At 45.2% G+C, this 23939-nt stretch carries 20 protein-coding genes and 1 pseudogene; 8 read left to right on the forward strand and 13 right to left on the reverse strand.

Going from position 1 to position 23939, the window contains the following annotated elements; genetic code table 11:
* Positions 1-63: 63 nt before the first annotated feature.
* Positions 64-1683, reverse strand: coding sequence for a hypothetical protein (locus tag ACINWC323_RS17815; protein ID WP_009506615.1), 1620 nt, complete (start codon positions 1681-1683; stop codon positions 64-66).
* A 230-nt stretch (positions 1684-1913) separates the two neighbouring features.
* Here ACINWC323_RS17815 and ACINWC323_RS17810 point away from each other — a divergent pair, with 230 nt between their 5' ends.
* Positions 1914-2252, forward strand: a complete 339-nt coding sequence (locus ACINWC323_RS17810; RefSeq protein WP_005227693.1) for a zinc-ribbon domain-containing protein — start codon at positions 1914-1916, stop codon at positions 2250-2252.
* A 30-nt stretch (positions 2253-2282) separates the two neighbouring features.
* Here the strand turns inward: ACINWC323_RS17810 and ACINWC323_RS17805 are convergent, their stop codons facing one another.
* The 7 genes from ACINWC323_RS17805 to ACINWC323_RS17775 all read right to left on the reverse strand — a co-directional run bounded on the left by ACINWC323_RS17805 (position 2283) and on the right by ACINWC323_RS17775 (position 10725).
* Positions 2283-3227 (reverse strand): cation diffusion facilitator family transporter, encoded by a 945-nt coding sequence (locus ACINWC323_RS17805; RefSeq protein ID WP_009506611.1) that lies wholly within the window; start codon positions 3225-3227, stop codon positions 2283-2285.
* 265 nt (positions 3228-3492) lie between these two features.
* On the reverse strand, positions 3493-6642 hold the full coding sequence (locus tag ACINWC323_RS17800; RefSeq protein ID WP_009506605.1) for an efflux RND transporter permease subunit: 3150 nt from the start codon (positions 6640-6642) through the stop codon (positions 3493-3495).
* Positions 6632-7858 carry an efflux RND transporter periplasmic adaptor subunit gene (locus ACINWC323_RS17795; protein WP_009506678.1) on the reverse strand — a complete coding sequence of 409 codons (1227 nt, stop codon included), beginning with the start codon at positions 7856-7858 and terminating at the stop codon, positions 6632-6634. The genes ACINWC323_RS17800 and ACINWC323_RS17795 overlap by 11 nt, the downstream gene beginning before the upstream one ends.
* Complete coding sequence (locus tag ACINWC323_RS17790) at positions 7858-9279, reverse strand: TolC family protein (protein ID WP_009506649.1); 1422 nt, start codon at positions 9277-9279, stop codon at positions 7858-7860. Before ACINWC323_RS17790 ends, ACINWC323_RS17795 begins: the two co-directional genes overlap by 1 nt.
* 53 nt (positions 9280-9332) lie before the next feature.
* Complete coding sequence (locus tag ACINWC323_RS17785; protein ID WP_009506718.1) at positions 9333-9731, reverse strand: cation efflux protein, CzcI-like; 399 nt, start codon at positions 9729-9731, stop codon at positions 9333-9335.
* A 180-nt stretch (positions 9732-9911) separates the two neighbouring features.
* Positions 9912-10088, reverse strand: coding sequence for a hypothetical protein (locus ACINWC323_RS20195; protein ID WP_171062152.1), 177 nt, complete (start codon positions 10086-10088; stop codon positions 9912-9914).
* A 238-nt stretch (positions 10089-10326) separates the two neighbouring features.
* The gene (locus ACINWC323_RS17775; protein ID WP_009506580.1) at positions 10327-10725 is read right to left on the reverse strand and encodes a cation efflux protein, CzcI-like; all 399 of its coding nucleotides are present in this window, start codon (positions 10723-10725) and stop codon (positions 10327-10329) included.
* A 147-nt stretch (positions 10726-10872) separates the two neighbouring features.
* Between ACINWC323_RS17775 and ACINWC323_RS17770 the strand changes: the two genes are divergently transcribed.
* Entirely contained in the window at positions 10873-11565 is a 693-nt protein-coding gene (locus ACINWC323_RS17770; protein WP_009506593.1) for a YidX family protein, read from the forward strand.
* A gap of 99 nt (positions 11566-11664) precedes the next feature.
* Here the strand turns inward: ACINWC323_RS17770 and ettA are convergent, their stop codons facing one another.
* Complete coding sequence (gene ettA / locus ACINWC323_RS17765; protein WP_004776096.1) at positions 11665-13326, reverse strand: energy-dependent translational throttle protein EttA; 1662 nt, start codon at positions 13324-13326, stop codon at positions 11665-11667.
* 299 nt (positions 13327-13625) lie between these two features.
* On the opposite strand from ettA, the gene ACINWC323_RS17760 reads away from it, so the two are divergent.
* A complete protein-coding gene (locus ACINWC323_RS17760) occupies positions 13626-14903 on the forward strand; it encodes an O-acetylhomoserine aminocarboxypropyltransferase/cysteine synthase family protein (RefSeq protein WP_009506728.1) in 1278 nt (425 codons plus the stop codon).
* Positions 14904-15158: 255 nt separating this feature from the next.
* Positions 15159-16045 (forward strand): annotated as a pseudogene (locus ACINWC323_RS17755) (SDR family NAD(P)-dependent oxidoreductase).
* A gap of 71 nt (positions 16046-16116) precedes the next feature.
* Here the strand turns inward: ACINWC323_RS17755 and ACINWC323_RS17750 are convergent.
* Positions 16117-17214: an SDR family oxidoreductase gene (locus ACINWC323_RS17750; protein ID WP_009506652.1), complete on the reverse strand. Its 1098-nt coding sequence runs from the start codon at positions 17212-17214 to the stop codon at positions 16117-16119.
* Positions 17215-17320: 106 nt separating this feature from the next.
* Here ACINWC323_RS17750 and ACINWC323_RS17745 point away from each other — a divergent pair, with 106 nt between their 5' ends.
* A complete protein-coding gene (locus tag ACINWC323_RS17745) occupies positions 17321-17698 on the forward strand; it encodes a MerR family DNA-binding protein (protein WP_009506600.1) in 378 nt (125 codons plus the stop codon).
* A gap of 559 nt (positions 17699-18257) precedes the next feature.
* Entirely contained in the window at positions 18258-19550 is a 1293-nt protein-coding gene (locus ACINWC323_RS17740; protein ID WP_005227716.1) for an MFS transporter, read from the forward strand.
* 64 nt (positions 19551-19614) lie between these two features.
* Here the strand turns inward: ACINWC323_RS17740 and ACINWC323_RS17735 are convergent, their stop codons facing one another.
* Both ACINWC323_RS17735 and ACINWC323_RS0118620 read right to left on the reverse strand, forming a co-directional pair.
* Positions 19615-20379, reverse strand: a complete 765-nt coding sequence (locus ACINWC323_RS17735; RefSeq protein ID WP_009506632.1) for an HD domain-containing protein — start codon at positions 20377-20379, stop codon at positions 19615-19617.
* A gap of 35 nt (positions 20380-20414) precedes the next feature.
* Entirely contained in the window at positions 20415-20594 is a 180-nt protein-coding gene (locus ACINWC323_RS0118620; RefSeq protein ID WP_032880854.1) for a hypothetical protein, read from the reverse strand.
* A gap of 192 nt (positions 20595-20786) precedes the next feature.
* Between ACINWC323_RS0118620 and ACINWC323_RS17730 the strand changes: the two genes are divergently transcribed.
* On the forward strand, positions 20787-22094 hold the full coding sequence (locus ACINWC323_RS17730) for a CitMHS family transporter (protein WP_009506578.1): 1308 nt from the start codon (positions 20787-20789) through the stop codon (positions 22092-22094).
* Between the two features lie 79 nt (positions 22095-22173).
* On the opposite strand, the gene ACINWC323_RS17725 is transcribed toward ACINWC323_RS17730, so the two are convergent.
* Positions 22174-23058: a LysR family transcriptional regulator gene (locus tag ACINWC323_RS17725; RefSeq protein ID WP_009506660.1), complete on the reverse strand. Its 885-nt coding sequence runs from the start codon at positions 23056-23058 to the stop codon at positions 22174-22176.
* A 104-nt stretch (positions 23059-23162) separates the two neighbouring features.
* On the opposite strand from ACINWC323_RS17725, the gene ACINWC323_RS17720 reads away from it, so the two are divergent.
* Positions 23163-23918 carry an SDR family oxidoreductase gene (locus ACINWC323_RS17720; protein ID WP_009506654.1) on the forward strand — a complete coding sequence of 252 codons (756 nt, stop codon included), beginning with the start codon at positions 23163-23165 and terminating at the stop codon, positions 23916-23918.
* Positions 23919-23939 lie beyond the last annotated feature (21 nt).

The raw sequence follows: 23939 nt of genomic DNA on the forward strand, positions 1-23939 counted from the left end.
TGCGTATTTTTGTTGCACAGTTTTAATTTATTTCTGCCCCCGTTTCAGCGCTTGTCCCATGAATTAATCAGGGTCTTTGCGAGCAGGTACGACCTCTGCGGTAGAGGGTAAGCGTTGTATCTGGCTAAAACGGATACGTTTATACTGTTCCAATGCCAGCTCAATCTGCTGTACTTTCTCTTGGGCCAATGGCTGCTCAAAATTCAATAATTCTCGCAAGGCCACCCACGCCACCTGCATCAGTTCAAAAGTATGGCCTTTTTCCAGTTTGGGCCGCATCCAGCTTGCAAGATCCTGTATCCGTTGTTGCATTTCAAACTGTAATGCAAACAGTCCGCTACTCAATGCAGTTTCTTTCAATGGCAAACATAAATCATGGACCTGTTGAAACAACTGAATCTGTTGCTCAAGATCAGGCAACAACAAGTCGGCATAGAACCATTTAGCAAAAGCAGTCATCTCAGTGACCACCTGATCACGCTGGGTATATAAGGCATCTCGCTGTGGATGCTGTTTATCCAACCGCAGCTCGCCCAAATAAGCCATCAAGCCCTGTTGCAGAATGAGCTGAATATTTTCAGAACGTGTTGTATCTTTGCGTTGTGATGTGCGCTGCTGAAGCCTCTCCATCAATTGATCATATTGAGCGGGCTGCACCAATAATTCCAGAATTGCTGGATCGTGTTGCATCACTTGCCATAAGGATTGAAGTAAAGATGGATCATCGCTCAATACACCCGCATGCTGTGTTGCAAGACAGCGCTGTAAAGCATGTTGCATTGCTTCGGACTGCGCCAGACTTTCCAATGCACTTTGCTCGGTCAAAAGCTGTGGTGCACTGGCGATCACCTCCTGACTAAAAGGCAGATGATGCTCCCGACCACCCCATAAGCTATTCAGTGTTTTACCCAAAGCATTTAAGCTGCGTCCGGCATCAGCCATTACACTGGTTGCTGTCGCACGCGTATCTAGAATGGATTCTGGCAACAGCAAGCTCACCGCTTGCCGCAAGATAATGCGATAGGCTTTTTGATCAATCGGTTTCTGATAGCGTATGAGTAAATCAAGCGCATATTCGATATCACTGACCTGAGGTCGATATTCGGGCTGATGGCGCTTGAGTAAACATTCAATATAGGCATAAAAAGCCACTTCATTAAATTGAGATGATTGTGCTGCGGCCCATTCAAAATACTCAATCGCCTGGGTATAGTGGCCGGCACCAGCATATGCTTTGGCCAGCGCATTGGCATGCAATGCACAAGGAGAATACTGCTGAAAATAATGGAGTAGCTCAATTTTAGGTTGCTGATCGAGGCATTGCTCCAGCTGGCGTAAATAGCCATTGATTTGCTGTTGGGTCGGTTGCGGGACGACAAAGTTAAGCTGATACCTCAGGCATTGCTCATACCAGCCATATTTGCGTGCATGCGTGCTATAGGCAGTAATAAACTGATCTTCAATCAGCTGAATCAATTGGGTGGCATAGAGAATATCTTCATCATTCTCATGATGAAATTGCCATTGCTTGGGCAAAGTTAATTTAAAAAGCCGCAATAAAAAATTGGCACTCAGGTCAGGGTTTTCCGAAGTTACCAGCATCAATTGATCTTGTGTGGACAGATGCTGTTTTCCCTTGTGAATGCGAGATAAACGTAACTTTAAAATTTTGGTGGGTAACATGCGTATCCTTCCGCATTATTCAGCCAACTCATCCTGCAAATTAGCATGACTGCCTCTGCTTTTGCGAATAGCTTTAGACGAGCTGTAGTCTCACATTTTCAAAGCTCATCACTGCGGCTAGCGCAGAGCTATAAACTCATAAATAAGTAAAGTTATGTATTTGAAACGCTCAGCATTTTTGCTTTTGCATAATTTTCGCTAAAATAGCCAAAACACTATAGGAAATCCTTATGCAATACCGCTGCCCTAAATGTCAAAGCGTGAAAATTATGCCTGTCAGCCAGGGTACCAACAGCCCTCGCCCTAACGTGCCAAAAAGTCTGGTGCTTTTAGTGCCTGCAATTTTTATTTTATTGTTTTTGGTGCTGATCAGCATTGGCATGTGGATTTTCGGTAATGGTGCCGGACAAAGCCTGCAAATCGCGACGGTTGTGGTTTTTGCAGTCTGTGTGATTGCAGGAGTTTTATTCTGGCGTGATCTGCCTGATTTCAAAATTTCAATGCAGGCGTTTATGCAAGCGCAAAAACATTGGAAATGCCGTGACTGCAATCATGAATGGCAGAATTAATCCGATAACAGCAGTAAGATTCACATCAGCTTAATGCTGATGTGAATGGTCATGTGCTTCATGGTCAGCATGTTGATGCGTATGCTGGCAGTTCATCTCTGCATCATCTTCAATTTGCAAGGTCACTTCGGCAATACCATGTTCATGTGACAGCATTTCTGTGGCAGTCCGATGTAACTGATTACGATCCGCCTTGGGTGCAAACAGATGCACCGTCAGATGAATATTCTTGGAGGTAATCGCCCAGACTTTCAACTGGTGAATGCTTTCCACACCATCGAGTGCCAGCAAGTCATTGCGTAGTTTCTCGACATCAACTTCTTCAGGCACACCTTCCAACAGGATATTGATACTCTGTTTGAGTAAAATCCAGGTTCTTGGCAAGACCCAGAAACCGATTGCAACCGCAATAATGGTATCAACCCAGTACCAGTTGGTGAAATAGATGATCACTGCACCAATAATCACGCCGACCGAACCCAAGGCATCGCTCAATACTTCTAAATATGCGCCTTTCATATTCAGGCTTTCAGCAGCACTCGACATTAAAATCTTCATCGAGATCAGGTTAATCACCAGACCGATTGAAGCCACGATCAACATACCCAAACTCTGGATTTCAGGCGGCTGGGTAAAACGTTGATAGGCTTCGTAAAGAATATACATCGCCACAAAAAACAGCATGGAGGCATTAAACAATGCTGCCAGAATTTCAAAGCGTTGATAACCAAAGGTTCGCTTATTGTCTGCTGGACGTTTGGCAATCTGGATCGCAACCAATGCAATCGCCAGTGCGGCGGCGTCGGTAAACATATGCGCTGCATCAGACAATAAGGCCAGACTTTGGGTAATTAAACCGGCAACAAATTCAACAATCAGAAATGTTGTGGTCAATACCAACGCAATCGTAAGTTTTTTGGCATTGCCTTCGGTAACGACTGCATGACTATGATCATGCCCTTGATGTCCACTCATGTTGGACTCCTTATAATTTTAAAATTCAACTTTCTTTCTACACTATCTTAAATCATCGATGAATATGATGAGTGAAGTGCAACGAATTGTCCTAAAATCTTTCGCTATCCGACCTCTAACCTACATTTACGAGCGTGGCGGCGGCATGGATGCCGCCTGTTGGTCTGCGGCATCATGGAAGTGCCGTCAGACCGACAAAGGATTTTTGTTACTTTTGATCCTTCAAAAGTAAGTAAATCCAATCCCCTCACTGGTAAATGCCTGATTATTGTTCAGAGGACTTTTCATTCATCCAGCGATAAACCACCGGCAAAATCAGCAAGGTCAGCAAGGTCGAAGAAATAATCCCGCCAATCACCACCGTCGCCAGTGGACGCTGGACTTCCGCACCTGTACCTGTGGCAATGGCCATGGGGATAAAGCCTAGCGATGCGACACAGGCCGTCATCAGTACAGGACGCAAGCGCAATACCGCGCCATGCCAAGTGGCATAATGAATATCAAATTGTTCTCTCAACTCTTTGATAAAGCTCAGCATCACCAGACCATTCAATACCGCAACACCCGACAGGGCAATAAAGCCCACACCTGCCGACATGGACAAGGGAATATCACGTAACCACAGCGCGACCAAACCACCGGACAGGGCAAATGGCACACCACTAAACACCAGCAAGCTCTCTTTAAAGTTATTGAACACTGCCATCAGCAGAATAAAGATCATCAGCAATGCCAGTGGCACCACAATTTGCATTCTGGCTTTTGCCGATGCCAGATTTTCAAATTGCCCGCCATAACCGAGCCAATAACCGCTTGGTAATTTTTGCTGGGCCAGTTTCTGCTGCATCTCAGCCACGAATGAGCCCAGATCACGGTCACGTACGTTGGTCGTCACCACCACACGGCGCTTGCCATTTTCACGGCTGACCTGTGCCAGACCTAAGATATTCTCCACTTTTGCCACATCTTGCAGTTTGATCAGACCGCCATTCGGCAATTGAATCGGCAACATGGCCAATTGCTGTGGCGTACGCATGACATCATCCAAACGCACCACAAAATCAAATCGACGGTCACCCTGTAAAATTTGTCCAACACTTTGACCACCAATACTGGCAGCCACCAGATCCTGAATGGATTTGACCGATAAGCCATATTGCGCAGCCAGTGCATGGTCGATATCGACATTGAGTAACGGTAAGCCATCGGTCTGTTCGACTTTGACTTCGCTGGCCCCCGGAATGGTTCTCAGGGTTTGAGCAACTTTCTCAGCCTCCTGGTTCAGCACCTGCATATCATCACCAAAGATCTTAACCCCAATATCACTCCGTACGCCTGAAATTAACTCATTGAAACGGAGTTCAATCGGTTGCGAAAACTCACTGTTGTTACCTGGGATTTTCTCAACATAAGCCAACATTTTAGTTCGCAGCTCGTCGATGCTTTCCGATTTATCTGGCCATTGATCACGAGGCTTTAACAGCACCACTGCATCGGAAATATTCGGTGGCATAACATCGGTTGCCACTTCCGCAGTCCCGGTACGGGCAAAGATCGCCTTGATTTCAGGAAATTCTGCCATAAGCTGTTTTTCAACACTTTCCTGAATCTTGAGTGATTCCTCAATCCCGGTACTTGGCGCACGCATTAACTGCAACGCAAAATCGCCTTCACTGAGTTGAGGTGCAAACTCACTCCCGACACGTGTCCCAATCGCAGCCGTTAATATTAAAATCGTCACAGCACCTGCCAGTACGACATATCGGAAGGCATACGCTCGATCAAGGAGTGCCTCATAATTGCGTTTCAGGGCCGCCATCCAGCGACTTTCCTTCTCCTTCACCTCACCTGTGACAAATAATGCCACCGCCGCCGGAACAAAAGTCACCGATAAAATGATGGCCCCAATCAATGCAAGCACCACGGTCATCGCCATAGGATGGAACATTTTCGCTTCCACGCCCGCCAGTGCAAAGATCGGCAAGTACACCACCATGATGATGATTTGCCCAAAGATCAGCGGACGTCTCGCCTGTTTCGCTGCCAGGAATACTTCGGTGAAGCGTTCGGAACGGGTCAGTAATCGTCCTTTATGGTGTTGAGCCTCTGCCAGCCGTCGGATACAGTTCTCCACAATCACCACTGCACCATCCACGATAATCCCGAAATCCAGTGCGCCCAGACTCATTAGGTTGGCACTGATTTTCTGCTCTGCCATCCCTGTCAGGGTAAATAGCATCGACAACGGAATAATACAGGCAGTAATCAATGCAGCTCGGAAATTGCCGAGGAATACAAACAGGATCACAATCACCAGAATTGCGCCTTCAATCAGGTTTTTGGCCACCGTCTTAATGGCTTTATCCACCAGATCACTCCGGTTATACACGGTTTCAACCACTACACCTTCTGGCAATGAGCGTTTGATTTCCTGCATCTTGCTATCTAAGGCCTGAGCGATAGATTTACTGTTCTCGCCCATCATCATCATGGCGATCCCAAGTACGGTTTCTTCACCGTTATAGGTCGCACCACCGGTCCTGAGATCATGACCAATCGACACTGTTGCCACATCGGCCACCCGGATCGGTAAACCGTTTTTGGTACTGACCGTAATATTTTCGATATCCTGTACGGTCTTGAGCATCCCCGGAATACGAACCGTCAGTTGCTGCCCATTTTCTTCAATAAAACCTGCACCACGGTTTTCATTGTTTTCAGACAATACCGTTTGCAAGTCAGTTAACGGAATTTGCAGTTGTTGCAAACGTTTCAGATCCGGAGCAACCACATAGGTCTTGTTATACCCCCCAATACTGTTGATTTCGGCGACACCGGGCACACGTTGCAATTGAGGACGAACAATCCAGTCCTGAATTTCACGCAGGTCCATGGCTTGGTACGGCGTGCCATCTGCCTTTTTAGCATTCGGTTCAGCCTTGATCACCCATTGATAGATCTCACCCAGACCTGTGGAGATCGGTGACATTTGCGGATCAATATCATCAGGCAAAGCACTCTTGGCTTCCTGTAAACGCTGGTTGATCAGCTGACGCGCCCAATAGATATCAGTGCCATCTTTAAAAATCACCGTAACCTGTGACAGGCCATAACGGGAAATTGAGCGGGTTTGTTCCAGATTTGGAATACCCGACATCGCATTTTCAATTGGATAGGTAATCCGTTGCTCAACTTCAGGGGCCGTGAATCCCCCTGCCTGACTGTTAATTTGCACCTGAACATTGGTAATGTCGGGGACGGCATCAATCGAAAGCTTCTGATAGCTATAAATCCCGACCCCAATCCAGGCCACCACAAACAGCATCACCCAAATCGCATTACGAATGGAAAACTGAATAATACGGTCAAACAGGCCTTCCGCAGGGGGAAGTCCTACATTCTCCTTAGTGTCCATGTTCAGCCTCTCCCTTCTCCATCTCGGATTTCAGAAGGAAACTGCCCTGACTGACATACTGCTGCTTTTCAGTCAGACCAGATCGGATTTCCACCCACTGTCCATCACTAGAGTAATTGCCCAGCTGGACTGGTGCAGGGGTGAAATGCAACTGATCTTTTTCTTGCTTGGCTACAAAAACCGTGGCTTTGCCTTCAATCTGCTGAATCGCTACTTTGGCAACGCGTAGCACAGGTTTCTTGTCTGTGCCTTCTAACAGCACATTGACCATCAAGTTAGGTCGCAGTTCTTTAGCCGGTGTCAGGACTTTGGCACGTACTTGCAAACGACCGGTTTGAGTATCGGCCGCTGTGGTTAAGGTCTGAATTTGCGCCTTAAAGGTGTTGCTGGTTTGCAGCGACTTAAACTCGATCTGCTGATCCGGCTGGACATTGATGTTATTGACGCTTGGTAAGATAAATTCAATCCAGAGCTGATCCAGCTGATCAATCACGAACAATTGTTTATCCGGGGTAATCTGCTCGCCCACCACGATATCTTTCAGACTCACGATTCCGCTTAACGGTGCGGTCAGCACATAGCGCCCCTGACTCCCTGTAGATGCACCTAAAGCAGATAAACGGCTGCGTGCGGCTTGCACCTGAATCTGGGCCTGACGGTACGCATTATAAGCCCGCTGATAATCCTGACGTGCAGACACGCCCTGTTCCCAGAGTTGCTTTTCGCGCTGATAATCTTGCTGCGCCAGGGTCAAGGCTTCCTGTGCAATACTTAAATTGGCTTGTTGATCGACCAGATCCGGAATAAACAGGGTAGCAAGTACCTGTCCCTTCTTCACCTGCTCCCCCAGTGCCGCATTGACACTTTCCACCCGTCCGGCAAAAGTTGCAGACACATGCGCTTGTTGATCGGTATTCGGTACCAGCTTGGCAGGATAGGCATATTGCTGCGATACTTCTCCAACACCTACCTGAGCTAGTTTCACGCCGTATTCCGCCATCTGTTTTGGCGTCAGGTTTAAACTGCCTTCCTCAGTTTCACTGCCATGTCCAGCTTCATCTTCAGCATGTCCTTCTTCACCATGGCTATCAGCCGTAGCAGTATCACGACTGGTTTTGTTTTTCCCTGTAAAAAAGAGCAATGCACTCAATACCAGACCAGCCACCACAACAAGGATGACCCAAAACCACTGTTTCTTAGATTGATTCGTCGACATTATTCTGCTCCTACAACAGTGGGAAGGTTATTGGTCTCTTTCCACAGGGTCTGATTGATCTGGTTTAAGGCATCACTTGAACTCACCATACTCGGCTCAATTCCCAGAGCCAAGCTCTCTGCCTCAATCTGTTTCTGCCATGCACTTTTCAAAAGCTGGACCTTGTTTAAACGTTGCTCTTGCAATTGCATGGTGGCTTGCTGCACATCGGTAATGGCATATTTACCGACTTTGAAACCAAGCAACATTTTCTCCTGCACCGTTTCAGACAATGGAATCTGGCGCTGATTGACTAAATCGAACTGTTGTTTCAATCCTGCCAACTCTGCGCTTAAAGTCTGGATTGCATTTAGGTTTTGCTGCTTATAGAACTGTTGCTGTTTCACCAGCAAATCTTGTTTGGCATTGGCAATGCGTAATGAATATTGCTGACGATTAAAAATATTTAATGGAATCTCGATACCTACCCGTAACTTGTTGTCAGTCGAGTTGGTGTCTGCTGTTTTACTTTGCACCATGCCTAAATTAACGGTCGGATTTGGACGATTCGACACCTTTAAATAGTCGATACTGGCCTTTTGCCGTGCAATATCGAGCTGGATCGCGCGCTCGAATAAATTGTTCTGCATATAAGTTTGTAAATCCTGTTGCTGCGGCCAGACATTGCTTGCCTGCGCAGAGAAACGGTTGTCCGTACTGCCCCATAAATTGGCCAGTTGCCGTTTTGCTGTCGCCAGTGCCAGTTCGGTTTGCTGGAATAAACGCTGATTTTCAATATGTGCCATTAGGGTGCGGTCCAGATCGACCTGCGCAATACTGCCTGCCTTGAGTCGTAGGCGTGTTGCGTCCAGGGTCGCCTGACTGGTTTTTAATTGTGCCTGAACCACATCGTGCTCTAGCTCAAGAACCACCACTTGCGACCACAGATATTTCACCGCGAGTTCAAGTTGGGCATCGTATAAGGCTTGATTAAGACCGACCTGAGTCGCCTGTACATCAGCCAGTTTCACCGCCGCACGGCGTTCACCAAACACATCGAGTTTTTGTGAAAGACCAAATTCCAGTTCTTTATCTTTACCTGAGCGGAACTCGGTTTGCTGAATCGAAACACTTGGATTTGTCCATAAACCGGCCTGTTTCACATTGGCCTCGGCAATGCTTTGCTGGGTTTGCCAGACACCGATATCGGCCTGATGCTGTTTCACATCTTGCAGAATTTGTTCAAAATTTAGCTGCCGTTGCAGCGCTTGGGTCGAAGCATGATTTGCATCTAGCAAGGACGCTGCTGCTACAGCTTGACTAAAAAGCACAGCCGTTAGCGCAATTGCCAAGACCGACCATTTCAATGACGATGGATGCGTATGAGGATTTGATGCATTGTTCTGAAATGCATGGATACGCTGATTTAAATTTAAAGACATATAAAGCCCCGCAAATAATAAGGTTGCGGTGGGCTATTTTTTGGCTACCCCACCTATAGCGGGGTCAATACAGGGGGCGGATTTATTCCAGAGAGATGGGGGGACTGATAGGAGTTGGACCAGTAATATTTTTGTTCTGCCAGATGCATTCTTAAAACCGGTTGATCCAGTTGTTGCTGGGCTTCGGTCACCACCACATGAAAACAGGAAGGCAAGTGATCATGATGATCTTGCAGACTTAAGGGCATGGGTAAATCAGAAGCATCCTGATCAACCGCAATGACAGGCTGAGCAGAAACTTGGGACTTTTCCGGGACATGATGTCCAAAATGATTGAGTGAACTATACTCGCCTGACTTTTCATGCGCACAAAAAGCGGCCGCCACGTTCCAGAAACCCTGAAACATGAACAAACTCAGCAAGACGGTGATGAAAATCGCGGAACGATGCAATGTTTACTCTTTAGACAAAAATTGCTCGGATGAACTATAGCAAGTAAAGCAGATGTAATAAAATTACATGTCTGGATTTAGCTACAAAATCCCAGCTTAAGATCAAAGCAGAAGGTAATAAAGGTTTAAAACAGGAAACGGCCCTGCTCATTCAGCCGTTTCCCTCTGGTTTAAACTAACCTATTTACACTTTTGCTGATGTGGCTTGTGCTCAAGCGTCTGTTCAAGCTTGGCCTTGGCCTGCTGCTGAGAATTAAGATTCTTTTCCAGAAAAATCAAACCACCATCGGCATTGGCCCAGCTTGCTGAAACGAATAAAACCAAAAAACATAGCACTGTATTTAATTTAAAAGACATAACATTCACCTGATTTAAATCTGTTGATTCATGTTCCATTTCCAGCATTAAGAAATGGAGTGTGGGTGAATTCATCTTCAATAAACGCCTGATTCCAAACCGCTGTTCTAAAAATTTTGAAGAACCCAAGAAACTACGATTTATCGAGGCAAGTTCAAATTTGCCAAGCGTTTGATTAAGGACAAATAACCCATTGAAATAGATATATTTCCAGTGAGTTATTTTTAGGCTACCTCACTTATAGCGAGGTTAATATCGGAGGCGGGTTTAATCCGGATAAATGCGGGGACTGGTAAGCATTAGACCAGTGATAGTTGTGCTCGATTTCATGGCTCCGTACAACAGGTGTATGCCACTGCTGTTGTGTTTGCATCACCATCACATAGGAACAGGACGGTAAATGATCATGATGATCTTGCAAGTTTAAAGAGGCGGCGACATCCGTATCCGCTTCAACAGCAGAAGCTGAATGCGTTGCAGAAATATGCCGCTTTTCAGGGGCATGATGCCCAAAATGCTTAAGCTCACTGTATTGGCCCGACTTTTCATGCGCGCAGAAAGCCGCTGCCACATTCCAGAAACCTTGGAACATGAACAGGCTTAACAACAGGGTCATAAAAATCAGCGGACGTCGCAACAGCGCACCATTACAGTAAATTGCATAAAGCCACTATAGCAAGCGATGCCGATGTAATAAAATTACAAAACAATTTTTGGTCAATTTATGACTGATTTAAAAAAGTTTTTTCTTTAGAAAAATGAATTTCAGATTTGAGTTCCTGCCATGTATAAACTATGTTCCGCCCTCATCGCAATCGCCTGTCTAAATTTGAGTGGCTGTGCCACGACATTGCTGTCACAGGCACTTCCGAACGAAACCACAAAAACTGAAACAGTGACTTTAGCAAAAGATCAAATCATTGCCATAGGGCAAGCTGTTCAAAACCAGCAGGCACAAGGCATTGTTTTTGTAGGTAAGGATTTCAGTTATTTAATGACCGACGGGAGCGCAGAGCTATCCAAACTGCTACATGCAATTCCAGCAGATCAACGCAGTCTGACCAGCCCTTCCCCATTGGTACTGACCATGGATGATCCAAGTCATTTTCAGGGTGTGTTACAGATTCGCTATAACACGCGAATGGTCGATTTGAATGACACACAAAAGGACCTGTTAAAATCCCTCGGCTTTAGACAGAATTTTAATACCATTTATAACCAGCAAACCGCGCCATATCCGTATATCAATATTTTCTTTAAAGGCCAGCTCTATCAGGCACCGGAAGCACGCAAGATCCAGAAAACCTTAGCGCAGCCTTATCCAATTATCCTGCAACAGGAAAATAAAATTACCAAAAAGCATCCGGTAAAAAAAGCCACCCGCATGGTGCTGTATCCCTTTGCTATGACTTTCGATGTGATTACTGTGGTTCCATCATTGATGTGGGCCGATTTACGGGGTGAGTTTAATAATTAAACGTCGAGCATTGGCTTTTTTATATACCCTGCTGATCCACTCAACTTTTAATGAACATAAAAAACCAGCCCGGAGGCTGGTTTTTTGCTTTACCCGAAATTAACCGGTAATTTTTTTGTATTTGGTGCGTTTCTGAGATGCATCATCACCTAAACGTGACTGACGGTAAGCTTCGTATTCTGCATAGTTACCTGTGTAGAATTCTGGCTGTTCGTTCTCAAACGACAAGATGTGCGTTGCAATACGGTCAAGGAACCAACGGTCATGCGATACCACCATGACGGTACCCGGGAATACCAGAATGGCATCCTCAAGTGCACGTAAAGTTTCGATGTCCAAGTCGTTCGATGGCTCATCCAGCAAGATCACGTTTGCACCCATCTGCAAGATCTTGGCAAGTTGTAAACGGTTACGCTCACCACCCGACAATTCACCTACACGTTTTTGCTGATCCTGACCTTTAAAGTTAAAGCGACCGATATAAGCACGTGATGCGATTTCGTAATCACCGATTTTCAGGATATCTAAACCGCCAGAAACTTCTTCCCAAACGGTTTTGTTGTTATCCAAGGTGTCACGAATCTGACCCACGTAAGCCACTTTAACCGACTCACCTAAAGTCACAGTACCGGTATCCGGTTGCTGTTCGCCCGTCATCATACGGAATAAGGTAGTTTTACCCGCACCGTTTGGACCAACGATACCCACGATCGCTGTAGGCGGAACAGTGAACGTCAGGTTTTCATAGAGTAAGCGACCATCGAATGATTTACTGATCCCTTCCACTTCCACAACCTTGTTACCCAGACGTGGGCCAGGTGGAATGTAGATTTCAGAGGTTTCATTACGTTGTTGGAATTCTTTAGAGTTAAGCTCTTCAAAACGTTCCATACGCGCTTTGTTTTTCTTTTGCTGGCCTTTGGCATTTGAACGAACCCATTCAAGTTCTTTTTTCAATGCTTTAGCAAAAGATTCTTCTTGTTTCTGTTCCTGCTCTAGACGGGCATTCTTTTGTTCCAACCAAGAAGAATAGTTACCTTGGTAAGGAATACCATGTCCACGGTCAAGTTCAAGAATCCACTCAGCCACGTTATCCAAGAAATAACGGTCATGCGTAATCGCAACGATGGTGCCAGGGAAGTCTTTCAAGAAACGTTCTAACCAAGATACTGATTCAGCATCCAAATGGTTGGTCGGTTCGTCGAGAAGCAACATGTCTGGCTTAGAAAGCAATAAACGGCACAATGCAACACGACGACGCTCACCACCTGAAAGCAATGATACATCAGCATCCCATGCTGGGAGGTTCAATGCATCCGCAGCAATTTCAAGCTGGTTATTCAGGTTATGCGCATCCCATGCATGGATGATGGATTCCAATTTTTCTTGCTCTTTCGCAAGTGCATCAAAATCCGCATCCGGTTCAGCATATTCAGCAAAAACCTGGTCAAGACGTTCTAAAGCGTCAAGTGCTTCACGTACACCATCTTCAACGTTACCACGAACGTCTTTGGTCGGATCAAGTGGTGGCTCTTGTTCTAAGTAACCGATTTTGATTCCTGGTTGTGCACGAGCTTCACCTGAGAAATCTTTATCTACGCCAGCCATAATACGGAGAAGGGTTGACTTACCTGCACCGTTCAAACCAAGCACACCAATCTTTGCGCCTGGGAAAAATGATAAAGAGATGTCTTTTAAGATTTCGCGTTTCGGCGGAACCATTTTAGACACTCGGTTCATCGTATAAATATATTGGGCCACGCAGGACTCCTCAATTGAAAAACCAGTACATCGCAAATAAGCGAAAAAATATCTGGCATATTATACGCTGAAACCCCCTTGACTTGAAGTTAAGTTGACATTTGTTTGGCTTCAACAAAGGATTTTCTTTTTCAAGACATTACAGGTTTGAATGATTTACAGCAGATAAAAAATTGATCTGCTTTGGATTAACCCTGCTATATCACTAAAAACGCTATACAGCGCAAAATTTATGCACCCTTCTGGATAAAATATCGGCTAGACTCGATGATTATTTAACTCACGTAGATGAAGTCATCATGACCTATAAAGATGAAACTTTAGCCATTCATGCGGGATATTCACCAGAAGCTACCACCAAGGCTGTGGCCGTGCCGATCTATCAGACCACCTCTTATGCCTTTGATAATACACAACATGGTGCAGACCTATTTGATTTAAAAGTTCAGGGTAATATCTATACCCGGATTATGAACCCGACCACTGCCGTGCTTGAACAACGTATTGCAGCACTGGAGGGCGGGATTGGGGCGTTGGCGCTGGCCTCAGGCATGGCTGCGATTACTTACGCAATTCAGACCATTGCCGAAGCAGGCGACAATATCGCCTCGGTCTCCACCTTATATGGCGGAACCTATAATTTATTTGCCCACACCTTGCCGAAGCAAGGCATTGAAGTGCGTTTCTTTGACTATCAGAATCCGGAAGCGCTGCGTCAAATTATTGATGATAAAACCAAACTGGTGTTTGTGGAATCGATCGGTAATCCGCTCGGCAATATCATCGACCTTGAAGCCATTGCCAAGATTGCGCATGAGTATGGTGTGCCTGTGATTGTCGATAATACGGTAGCAACACCTGCACTGCTTAAACCTTTTGAATTTGGTGCAGATATTGTGATTCATTCCCTGACCAAATATATTGGCGGTCACGGCAATAGCATCGGTGGTGTGATTGTCGATAGCGGTAAATTTCCTTGGGGTAAATATCCTGAACGCTTCAAAGCATTAAACACGCCAGACCCAAGCTATCATGGTGTTAATTATGTCGAAGTATTGGGAGAAGCCGCTTATATTGCCCGTGCGCGGGTAGTACCGTTACGCAATACCGGCGCAGCCATTAGTCCGCTGAGTGTATTCCTGATCCTGCAAGGACTGGAAACTTTAAACCTGAGAATGGAACGTCACACAGAAAATGCCATCAAGATTGCTGAATATTTAAAACAGCATCCCAAAGTAAAATGGGTCAATTATGCGGGTCTGAAAGATCATCCACAGCACCATTTGGCGCAAAAGTATGTGAAAGGTAAACCTTCTGCCATCCTGTCCTTTGGTGTGCAAGATGGCTTAAAAGGCGGTACTCGCTTTATTGATGCCTTGCAACTGTTTACCCGTCTGGTCAACATTGGCGATGCCAAAAGTCTGGCCTGCCATCCTGCAACCACAACTCACCGCCAACTCAATGCAGAAGAGCTAAAATCAGCGGGTGTCAGTGAAGATTTAGTGCGTTTGTCGATTGGTATCGAACATGTGGATGACCTGATTGCCGATCTCGAACAAGCCCTCGCCCAAGTTTAATTTTAATGAAATCAACGAGCCCCGGAAATGGGGCTTATTTTTTGTGCAAAACTAAAAAAATATGCTCGATTTTTCAACTAATACAACACCTTGTTTTAGAGCTTTTACTCTAAAAAAGATATTATTTTTCAAACATTTACACTAGACAAACAAAAAAGATCGGTTAATATTAGACCAAAATAAATTGCAGTGTTAAGCGGTATAGGACAGCATTGCACACAACAGCATGATTCGTGATGAATGTAGGATACTTACATGAATGCAAAACTCAAAAAACTTTTTCAGCAAAAAGTCGACGGTAAAACAATCATTGTCACTGGTGCATCAAGTGGTATTGGTTTAACGGTTTCAAAATACCTGGCGCAAGCTGGGGCCCATGTCTTATTGCTCGCTCGCACCAAGGAGAAGTTAGATGAGGTCAAAGCAGAGATCGAGGCTGAAGGTGGAAAGGCATCTGTGTTTCCATGTGATCTCAACGAGATGGAATCCATTGATGCGGTTTCAAAAGAAATTCTGGCTGCAGTGGATCACATTGACATTCTTGTAAATAATGCCGGTCGTTCCATCCGCCGAGCGGTCCATGAATCGGTTGACCGTTTTCATGACTTCGAGCGCACCATGCAGCTCAATTACTTCGGTGCAGTACGTCTGGTTCTGAATATCCTGCCGCACATGATGCAGCGCAAAGATGGCCAGATCATCAATATCAGCTCGATCGGGGTACTTGCCAATGCGACCCGCTTCTCGGCTTATGTTGCATCAAAAGCGGCTTTGGATGCATTCAGCCGCTGCTTATCCGCTGAAGTACATGCACATAAAATTGCGATTACCTCTATTTATATGCCTTTGGTCCGTACGCCAATGATTGCACCGACCAAAATCTATAAATATGTCCCAACGCTTTCACCGGAAGAAGCTGCCGACCTGATTGCTTATGCCATCGTGAAACGTCCGAAGAAAATTGCCACCAATCTTGGTCGTCTGGCGTCGATTACCTATGCAATCGCACCAGACATCAACAATATCCTGATGTCGATTGGCTATAACCTGTTCCCAAGCTCTACCGCATCTGTGGGCAAACAGGAAAAACTTAATCTGGTGCAACGTGCCTATGCCGCCTGTTCCCAGGTGAACACTGGTAAGCCTCTAGCCGGTTCATTAAGAAAACAGCCCGTCCTTTGACTGGCTGTTTTTATTTCAAATAAAGCTCTGTTTAACGGGCCTGACTGACCCAATCCGTGGTTTTACGAATTGCCCCTTCCAGATCACCCGTTGCAAGCTGCCAGCGCTGTTTGAACTGCTGTAACACTGCTTGTTCTAAAGGTTCGGTTCTAAGAAAGTCTAATATTTCCCGAGACATTTCCAGCTTCTTCGCCAGCCATTGCCACTTTAAAATCAGTTTCAACAATCCGATCGGGACATGGCGTGTAGGTGCCTTGACCTGCAACTGCGTTGCAATCATGCCCGTCAATTGCGGTAGGGCCAGATCATGCTCGCTGACTATCAGCATCGACTGATTTGTTAATGCCTCATCCATCGAAGCCATGACCATGATCTGACATAAATCATCGACCCGGATCAAAGGCAGATAATGTTGTGCAGTTGCCGGCAGTGCACTCATTTTCTTGCGTTTTAGCAGATCAATCATTTGCGCAATCGGCTGGTTCAACGGAATCTCGCCAGAGACATCATCACCCAACACCGTTGCTGGATGGATAATGGTCCAGTCCACCGACAAGCGTTGTGCGGCGCGGATCCAGGCAAAATGAGCCTCTATCTTTGAGGCCTCATAGGCACCTAAGCGCTGATATACTGCGAGCCAGTCAGTCTGGTCGGGCTGTTCAAGACAGACGCCTGCCTGGCGTAAGTGATCAAGCTGCGTCAGCATATATCCTGACATATGCACAGCGCGTTTTAAGTCACAATGCTGATGTACACAGGCCAGTAAATTCAGTGCACCATCAACATTGACTGCCCGTGCCTGCTGCATCTCCAGATTCCAGGCAAACAAGGCACTACTATTATATAAAGTATTGATGGACTTTAATTTCTCCCAGTCTTGCGGCTGAATACCAAGATTTACCTGAGTCACATCCCCTTGAATAAAAGTCAGTTGCTGCAAAGAAACATTTTTTTGTTGCAGCCATTGAGTCAGGGCCTGTTGTTGCTCCAGCGGATTACGGAGCAAGGCAAAGACAGAATGTCCCTGTTGCAAAAGTTGCAGAATCAGATAGCGGCCAATAAAACCTGTCGCGCCGGCAACCAGTACAACTTGACGATATTGTTGATTTTTTAAATGATTATGGTCCATTTTTTATGCCTATTTGATTGACTGTAGGCACAGGTTAAAGGATGGAGTACACTCAATGGTCAAGGGGTTAATACCGCTTTTTTTATAACAATAAAGGATACGCAAGATGTTAATTGGACAGTTGGCAAAACAGGCAAATCTAAGCCGGGACACCATTCGCTTTTATGAAAAGATGCAACTGATCCAGTCCATGACCTGTAATAATGGCTATAAAGATTATCCGGAACAGACGCTGCAACAGCTGCAACTGATTCGTTCTGCCAAAAATCTGGGCTACACCCTGAATGAAATTAAGCAAATTTTAAATATGACGGCGCAAGAGGAAATTCCTGCGGCACAGGTCCAGACCCTTCTTCAAGAAAAGCTCAATCTGATTGATGAAAAAATTGCCCAGCTTTATCAGATCAGAAACATGCTGACTCAATTTACGCAGGGAGAGCCCTGCCCATTCAGAGCAGACTGCGTTATTCCAGTGCTGGACTAAGTGTTATTCCAAAATAGCTTGCTGCTCTAGGACGGCATAAGCCAAAAGCAAAAAATCAGGACGGGTGAAAATACGATTAAAAACAACACGGATTGACTGTGTGTATAAACTGAAACTTATCCACAGCTTTGCTGCTTTAATCATCAGTTCTAACGACTCGGCCTATTTATAGCTTAATGAATGGATATTCATGTCTTAATGCATCGATCAAGATTTAATCTCCACACAGCCATGCAATCATCTAAAAAAATGCTCAAGATAGATTGCACCAAAATGGCTCTATTACAGATCATTTACATAAACTGAATCAGGCGAATGCAAATATTGTCTCTTATAAATACTTAATTCTCTGCTTTTAAAAAGATTAAAACCTATACATTGACCATTCTGACAATGTATATCTGTCAATGAGTTAGCTCAGAATCATACTTATTCTCTCTAGATAAAAATATATTCATAAAAAACATACAAAATAGTGTCATTTTCATGCTTCTTTAGCGGTATATAACATTCTGTAAAGATTCAGTTACAGAATCTTGCTTGGTGAAAAGGAACGTATATGAGTCAGGTATATAGCAAGGAAGAAAGAAGAAGTCGTATCAAAGGTATCGTCGGTGCGGCATCAGGGAACTTGGTTGAATGGTTTGATTTCTATATCTATGCCGTCTTTGCTGCTTATTTTACGCATGCATTAACTGCACCGGATATGGATCCAACCACTAAAGCGATTTATGTATGGGGTGTATTTGCTGCCAGCTTCTTTATGCGACCAATCGGCAGCTGGTTATTCGGACGGATCGCTGACCGTCACGGTCGTAAACAGTCCATGGTGATTTCAATCTGTCTGATGGCACTGAGTTCATTCCTGTTTGCAGCCTTGCCGACCTATGATCAGGTAGGTATGTGGGCCCCTTTCCTGCTACTGATGGTTCGTTTATTACAAGGCCTTTCGGTCGGCGGTGAATATGGTGCCGTCGCCACCTATATGAGTGAGCTGGGCTTAAAAGGACAACGTGGTTTCTTTGCTTCGTTTCAATATGTCACCTTATCTGGTGGTCAGCTACTCGCCAGCTTACTCGGGGTCATCCTGCTTGGCTTTATGACCGAACAGCAATTGAATGATGGCGGCTGGCGTATTCCATTCGTGATTGGGGGTATTGCGGCAATCTTGTCTTTACTGGCACGAAGCCGTTTAGAAGAAACCTTATCGCATGAAGATGCGGAACGTGAGGAATCTGGTAGTCTGGTTGCCTTACTGAAACAGCACTGGAAAACTTTCTTGCTGGTAGTCGGTTATACCTCTGCAGGTTCACTGACCTTCTATGTGGTTACGGTGTATTCTAAAACCTATCTCACCAACATCGGGATGGATGGCAAAACTGTCGGTTTCATTATGACCACAGCCTTGTTTGTGTTTATGTTGGCGCAACCGTTGTTTGGGATGCTTTCAGACCGCATTGGCCGTCGTGCATCCATGCTGGCTTTCAGTTTACTCAGCGCGATCTTTATCTATCCGGTGATGGTCACAGGTATGCGCAGCTTTGCTGACTCGCCTGTCATTATTACCTTATTACTGATTTTCCTGATGATGCTGCTGAGCTTCTACACCTCAATCAGTGGTTTGGTCAAAGCAGAAATGTTCCCTCCACATGTGCGTGCCTTAGGTGTCGGTTTCTCTTATGCCGTCGGTAATGCCTTGTTTGGTGGTTCAGCACCATCGGTGGCGTTGCTATTTAAAGATGCAGGTATTGAAAACATCTTCTTTATTTATGTGATTATCATGCTGATGATCTGTTTCTTCTGTAGCTGGGCCTTACCGAAAAAACCTGAATATCTGGAACATGACCACTAAATCCATTCAAGCTTAACAAGCAAAACCACTTTTGTTCAGGCAAAAGTGGTTTTTTATTTTGGACTTATTTTAAATAAGGATTTGCATTCACCAACTGCTTAAATCCACTCTGGACCAGCATGGCGGTGCGGGAACGGGGTCGCTGTTCAGCTTCCCGCTGGGTAAATTCAATCATGATCCGGTTAAAATCGAGTCGCGGATAGTGTTGCTGTAATTGCTGTCTAAATTGTTTGGAAAATTCAAAACCACGGCTACCAATGACATCGCAGCTGGCAGCCTGTTGTAATAAATGTGCCTCAATCCCCTCCTTAGGGGCGACATAGGGGTTCATATGCAGACTGATCACATCAAAGAGTTGGTCAGCACGCCCGATTGGCCAGCCTTGTTGAATTGACCAGTCTTTCGCCGCATACGCTCCTTGCCCGGCAAAGCAACAGCAATGTGCATGATGCTGATAATGTTGTGTTGTCATTCCCAAATCGTGTAACAGGCATGAAACTGCCAACAGCTCAGCATCACATTGCAGTCGCTGCATTTTGGCAAAGGCAATGGCGTAACACCATGTACGCAGACAGTGATTCTGTAAGGCCTCAGCACTACAAGACTGCATCTGGGCCAAGGCCTGTTGTACATCTGAGCTATCGGGCAATACCAGATCTTCGATACTCAATTGCTGCATTCTGTTGCGCTGTTTATGGTGGGCTAGAGCATAGCTTTTAATGGTTTGCTGAATGACTGGCAGTAAACTGTGACTCAGCAAGGTTATGCGATCTTTTAATCCTAAATCACCAGAAGTCCGGTTCATCCAGTGCTGTCGACCAATCTGCATCGTATTTCCCAAAATTAGAGTAATTACTCTAATTTTTAAAGCAACGCATTGAATCTGTCAAAGTCTTTACCTTTCTCGACCTGAGCTGGTTTAAACAAGACAGCCATGAAGCCTGGATCAACTTTGGCTTTTTCGCCCCCTCTTCCGATATTTTTCGCTGCTGAATAAGCGCAAAAAATGATAAAAACTCCACTACTTTTCAGCCAGTTTTCCAATTTCCTTTACAACCATTTTTAGAGAAAATTAAACAATTTGCTCACTTATCCAGCATTTCGTTTAGTTTTTCTGCTGAAGTTTAAGCGTAATTTAAGTTTTTATGCATAATGGACGGCGCTTTGTTTTTTATTTTTTGGTGTACTTTTAACACTTTTTTTATGGCAAGAGGTTACGACTTAAGGGAGTAAATAATGCTTACGCTGATAGGTATTCTAATTATTGTAACGATTGTCGCGTTACTCATGTCGGGTAAAACCAGTCCAATTGTTGCAATGTCGATTGTTCCGCTTATTGGGGCACTCATTGCTGGCTTTTCGATTAGCGAGATTTCCGGCTTCTTTGAAGCAGGTTTATTAAAAGTCAGCAAAGTGGCCACCATGTTTTTATTTGCCATTTTGTTTTTCAGTATTTTAAAAGAGTTACATGTTTTTGATCCCATGATCCGCAACATGGTGCGTCTGACCCGCGGTAATGTGGTGATTGTTGCGGTGATGACCACCTTGATTGCTGCTATCGTGCATCTGGATGGTTCCGGGGCGGCCACTTTTCTGATTATTATTCCCGCTTTACTGCCGCTCTATCGCAAACTGGGGATGAGTCCTTATCTGATGCTGCTCCTGATGGCCGGCAGTATGGGTATTATGAATATGGTGCCATGGGGTGGCCCTTTAGGTCGTGCATCTGCCGTGACCGGCATTGAAGCCGCCGCACTCTGGCAGAGCCTGATCCCGGTACAGGTGATTGGTATTCTGGGCATGATGGGCTTTGCCGTATTGATGGGCTTACGTGAAAAGAAACGTATCCTTGCAGCACAAGCCTTAGGTACCACACCTTTTGAACAGGACTGCATGGCAGCCGATATGGCGGAAGATGTACAAGAACAAGTCAAACCTAAAAAGTTCTGGTTTAACATCGCTCTGGTTGTTCTTGCGGTCATCTGTCTGGCATTTGGTCTGTTCTCTGCACCTTACGTCTTTATGATTGCCTTATCGCTGGTATTATTGGTGAACTTCCCTAAACCAAGAGAACAAATGGCGGTGATCAGCCGACATGCACCTCAAGCCTTAAGCATGGTGGCGATTATTTTTGCGGCTGGCGCCTTTTTGGGAATTCTCTCCGAATCAGGCATGTTGAAGTCAATCGCACTGGATCTGATTCATATTTTACCAACGACTTGGGTCGGTAGCCTGCATATTCTGGTCGGTATCCTAGGTGTGCCAATGGACCTGTTTACCAGCACCGATGCTTACTATTTTGCCCTCTTGCCGATTGTTCAGGAAGTGACTGCAACTGCTGGTGTAACTGCTGATTCGGTGGTGTATGCCATGGCTATTGGTAATAACGCCGGTACCTTCGTTAGCCCATTCTCACCAGCAACATGGCTAGCCATGGGTCTGGCCGGGACGGATATGGGACGTCATTTACGTTACTCGTTTGGCTGGATCTGGCTATTTAGTTTCTTCACCTTAGGTGTTGGTTTCTTGCTCGGTCTCTATTAATCTTTGCCAAAATAAAAAGAGCATACTCAGGTATGCTTTTTTTATGGCTTATAAATTTTTATCGTGAGCAGATCAATGCCTAGAGCTGCTGCTTTAATAATTTCTCTAACCAATCAATAAAATCCTGAAAATATTGAGGACGATACTGGCGATCCGTCAATAAAATATTGACCGGTAATTGCAAGTCCGGAACCTCCACAAATAAACGCTGTAACACGCCTTGCTGTACATAGGGCGCAGCATCAAATTCAGGAATCTGGATAATACCAATCCCAGCCAAACCTGCCTGAATATAGGCTTCGGTATTTTCAATCAGTAAACGGTATGGCATTCTCAGACGCTGATCCCGAAATACCAATTCACTCCATTCCCGATAATGTTTCGCCACATGGTAGTCCACGGCATAATGCTGCTGCAGTTCCTCAAAGCTTTTGGGTTCACCAAATTCGGCTAGATAAGCAGGTGCTGCCAGTGTCCAGATATGAGTTTGTGTGATGGGCCGGATCAGCAGATATTGGTCCTGTACCTGTCCCACCCGTACCACACAATCCAGTTGCTGTTCAATCAGATTGGAAAAGTCATCACGACCATTCACCAGTACCTTGACCTTGGGATAGCGCTGATAAAAACAACCTAAATGCGGAATCAACAGCTGAGTGGCCAAGCGTTTCGGCATACCAATACTAATCTTGCCTTCCGTACTCCGCACATGCGTCTTAAAGCGATTCAGCTCTTTTAATTGCGTCACCAGACGTATCGCCTCCTCATAAAACAGGCTCCCCTCATGGGTTAAAGCAACTTTACGAGTGGTGCGATAGAACAGCAGTACTTCATATTCTTTTTCAAGCGCTTGTATGGCATAGGTCACATTAGAACGTGGCAACCCCAGTTGCAATGCAGCCTGTGCAAAAGATTGCTTCTCTGCCACTAAACAAAAGATTTTTAAGCGCTCAATCTTATCCATTTTATTATTCAACTTTTCTGCACAATCAGTTCAATACTAACAACTATTTCAAACAAATAAATTGCATTAGCATGATTTTCATACACAACAATCAGGAGATAGAGATGTCACAACATACGCTAGCAGGAAAAACCGTCTTGATTACGGGCGGCGCTAAAAACCTGGGAGGCTTGATTTCACGCAAGTTTGCAGAACAAGGAGCAAACTTGCTCATTCATTATAATAGTGCAGCAACACAGGCAGATGCAGAAGAAACCTTAAAGGCCGTACAGGCTTTCGGGGCAAAAGCGGTTATGGTGCAAGCAGATTTATCCGATATTCAGAATATTGAACACCTGTTTATCACTGCCAAAGAAAACTTTGGCGGGGTGGATATTGCCATCAATACCGTCGGTCGCGTGCTCAAAAAACCGTATCTGGAGACGACTGAACAGGAATTTGACGGGATGAATGAGATCAATAACAAGATTGCCTATTTCTTCATTCAGTCTGCAGGCCGTCATCTCAATCCACACGGAAAAATCTGTAGCATTGTGACCAGTTTACTGGCTGCCTATACCGGTCTCTATTCCACCTATGAAGGTCTGAAAGCACCGGTGGAACATTACACCCGAGCCGCATCCAAAGAGTTTGGTGAGCGTGGCATTTCAGTGACTGCGGTTGCGCCGGGTCCAATGGATACACCATTTTTCTATGGTCAGGAAGCACCAGAAGCCGTGGCTTATCATCAATCTGCTTCCGCTTTAGGTGGACTGACCCAAATTGAAGATATTGAACCGCTGGTTCGCTTTCTGGTCACAGAGGGCTGGTGGATTACAGGCCAAACCATTTTCGCCAATGGCGGTTATACCACCCGTTAATTGCAAAACCAAAGGCTTGGG

Origin of the sequence: Acinetobacter sp. WC-323 (assembly GCF_000314615.1) — a bacterium.
Classification (GTDB): domain Bacteria; phylum Pseudomonadota; class Gammaproteobacteria; order Pseudomonadales; family Moraxellaceae; genus Acinetobacter; species Acinetobacter courvalinii.

What these genes read in the sequence shown, in the direction of transcription:
- ACINWC323_RS17815 (WP_009506615.1), bottom strand. Translation starts at nt 1,683, where the DNA reads ATGTTACCCACCAAAATTTTAAAGTTACGTTTATCTCGCATTCACAAG.
- ACINWC323_RS17810 (WP_005227693.1), top strand. Translation starts at nt 1,914, where the DNA reads ATGCAATACCGCTGCCCTAAATGTCAAAGCGTGAAAATTATGCCTGTC.
- ACINWC323_RS17805 (WP_009506611.1), bottom strand. Translation starts at nt 3,227, where the DNA reads ATGAGTGGACATCAAGGGCATGATCATAGTCATGCAGTCGTTACCGAA.
- ACINWC323_RS17800 (WP_009506605.1), bottom strand. Translation starts at nt 6,642, where the DNA reads ATGGACACTAAGGAGAATGTAGGACTTCCCCCTGCGGAAGGCCTGTTT.
- ACINWC323_RS17795 (WP_009506678.1), bottom strand. Translation starts at nt 7,858, where the DNA reads ATGTCGACGAATCAATCTAAGAAACAGTGGTTTTGGGTCATCCTTGTT.
- ACINWC323_RS17790 (WP_009506649.1), bottom strand. Translation starts at nt 9,279, where the DNA reads ATGTCTTTAAATTTAAATCAGCGTATCCATGCATTTCAGAACAATGCA.
- ACINWC323_RS20195 (WP_171062152.1), bottom strand. Translation starts at nt 10,088, where the DNA reads ATGTCTTTTAAATTAAATACAGTGCTATGTTTTTTGGTTTTATTCGTT.
- ACINWC323_RS17770 (WP_009506593.1), top strand. Translation starts at nt 10,873, where the DNA reads ATGTATAAACTATGTTCCGCCCTCATCGCAATCGCCTGTCTAAATTTG.
- ACINWC323_RS17760 (WP_009506728.1), top strand. Translation starts at nt 13,626, where the DNA reads ATGACCTATAAAGATGAAACTTTAGCCATTCATGCGGGATATTCACCA.
- ACINWC323_RS17750 (WP_009506652.1), bottom strand. Translation starts at nt 17,214, where the DNA reads ATGGACCATAATCATTTAAAAAATCAACAATATCGTCAAGTTGTACTG.
- ACINWC323_RS17745 (WP_009506600.1), top strand. Translation starts at nt 17,321, where the DNA reads ATGTTAATTGGACAGTTGGCAAAACAGGCAAATCTAAGCCGGGACACC.
- ACINWC323_RS17740 (WP_005227716.1), top strand. Translation starts at nt 18,258, where the DNA reads ATGAGTCAGGTATATAGCAAGGAAGAAAGAAGAAGTCGTATCAAAGGT.
- ACINWC323_RS17735 (WP_009506632.1), bottom strand. Translation starts at nt 20,379, where the DNA reads ATGCAGATTGGTCGACAGCACTGGATGAACCGGACTTCTGGTGATTTA.
- ACINWC323_RS17730 (WP_009506578.1), top strand. Translation starts at nt 20,787, where the DNA reads ATGCTTACGCTGATAGGTATTCTAATTATTGTAACGATTGTCGCGTTA.
- ACINWC323_RS17725 (WP_009506660.1), bottom strand. Translation starts at nt 23,058, where the DNA reads ATGGATAAGATTGAGCGCTTAAAAATCTTTTGTTTAGTGGCAGAGAAG.
- ACINWC323_RS17720 (WP_009506654.1), top strand. Translation starts at nt 23,163, where the DNA reads ATGTCACAACATACGCTAGCAGGAAAAACCGTCTTGATTACGGGCGGC.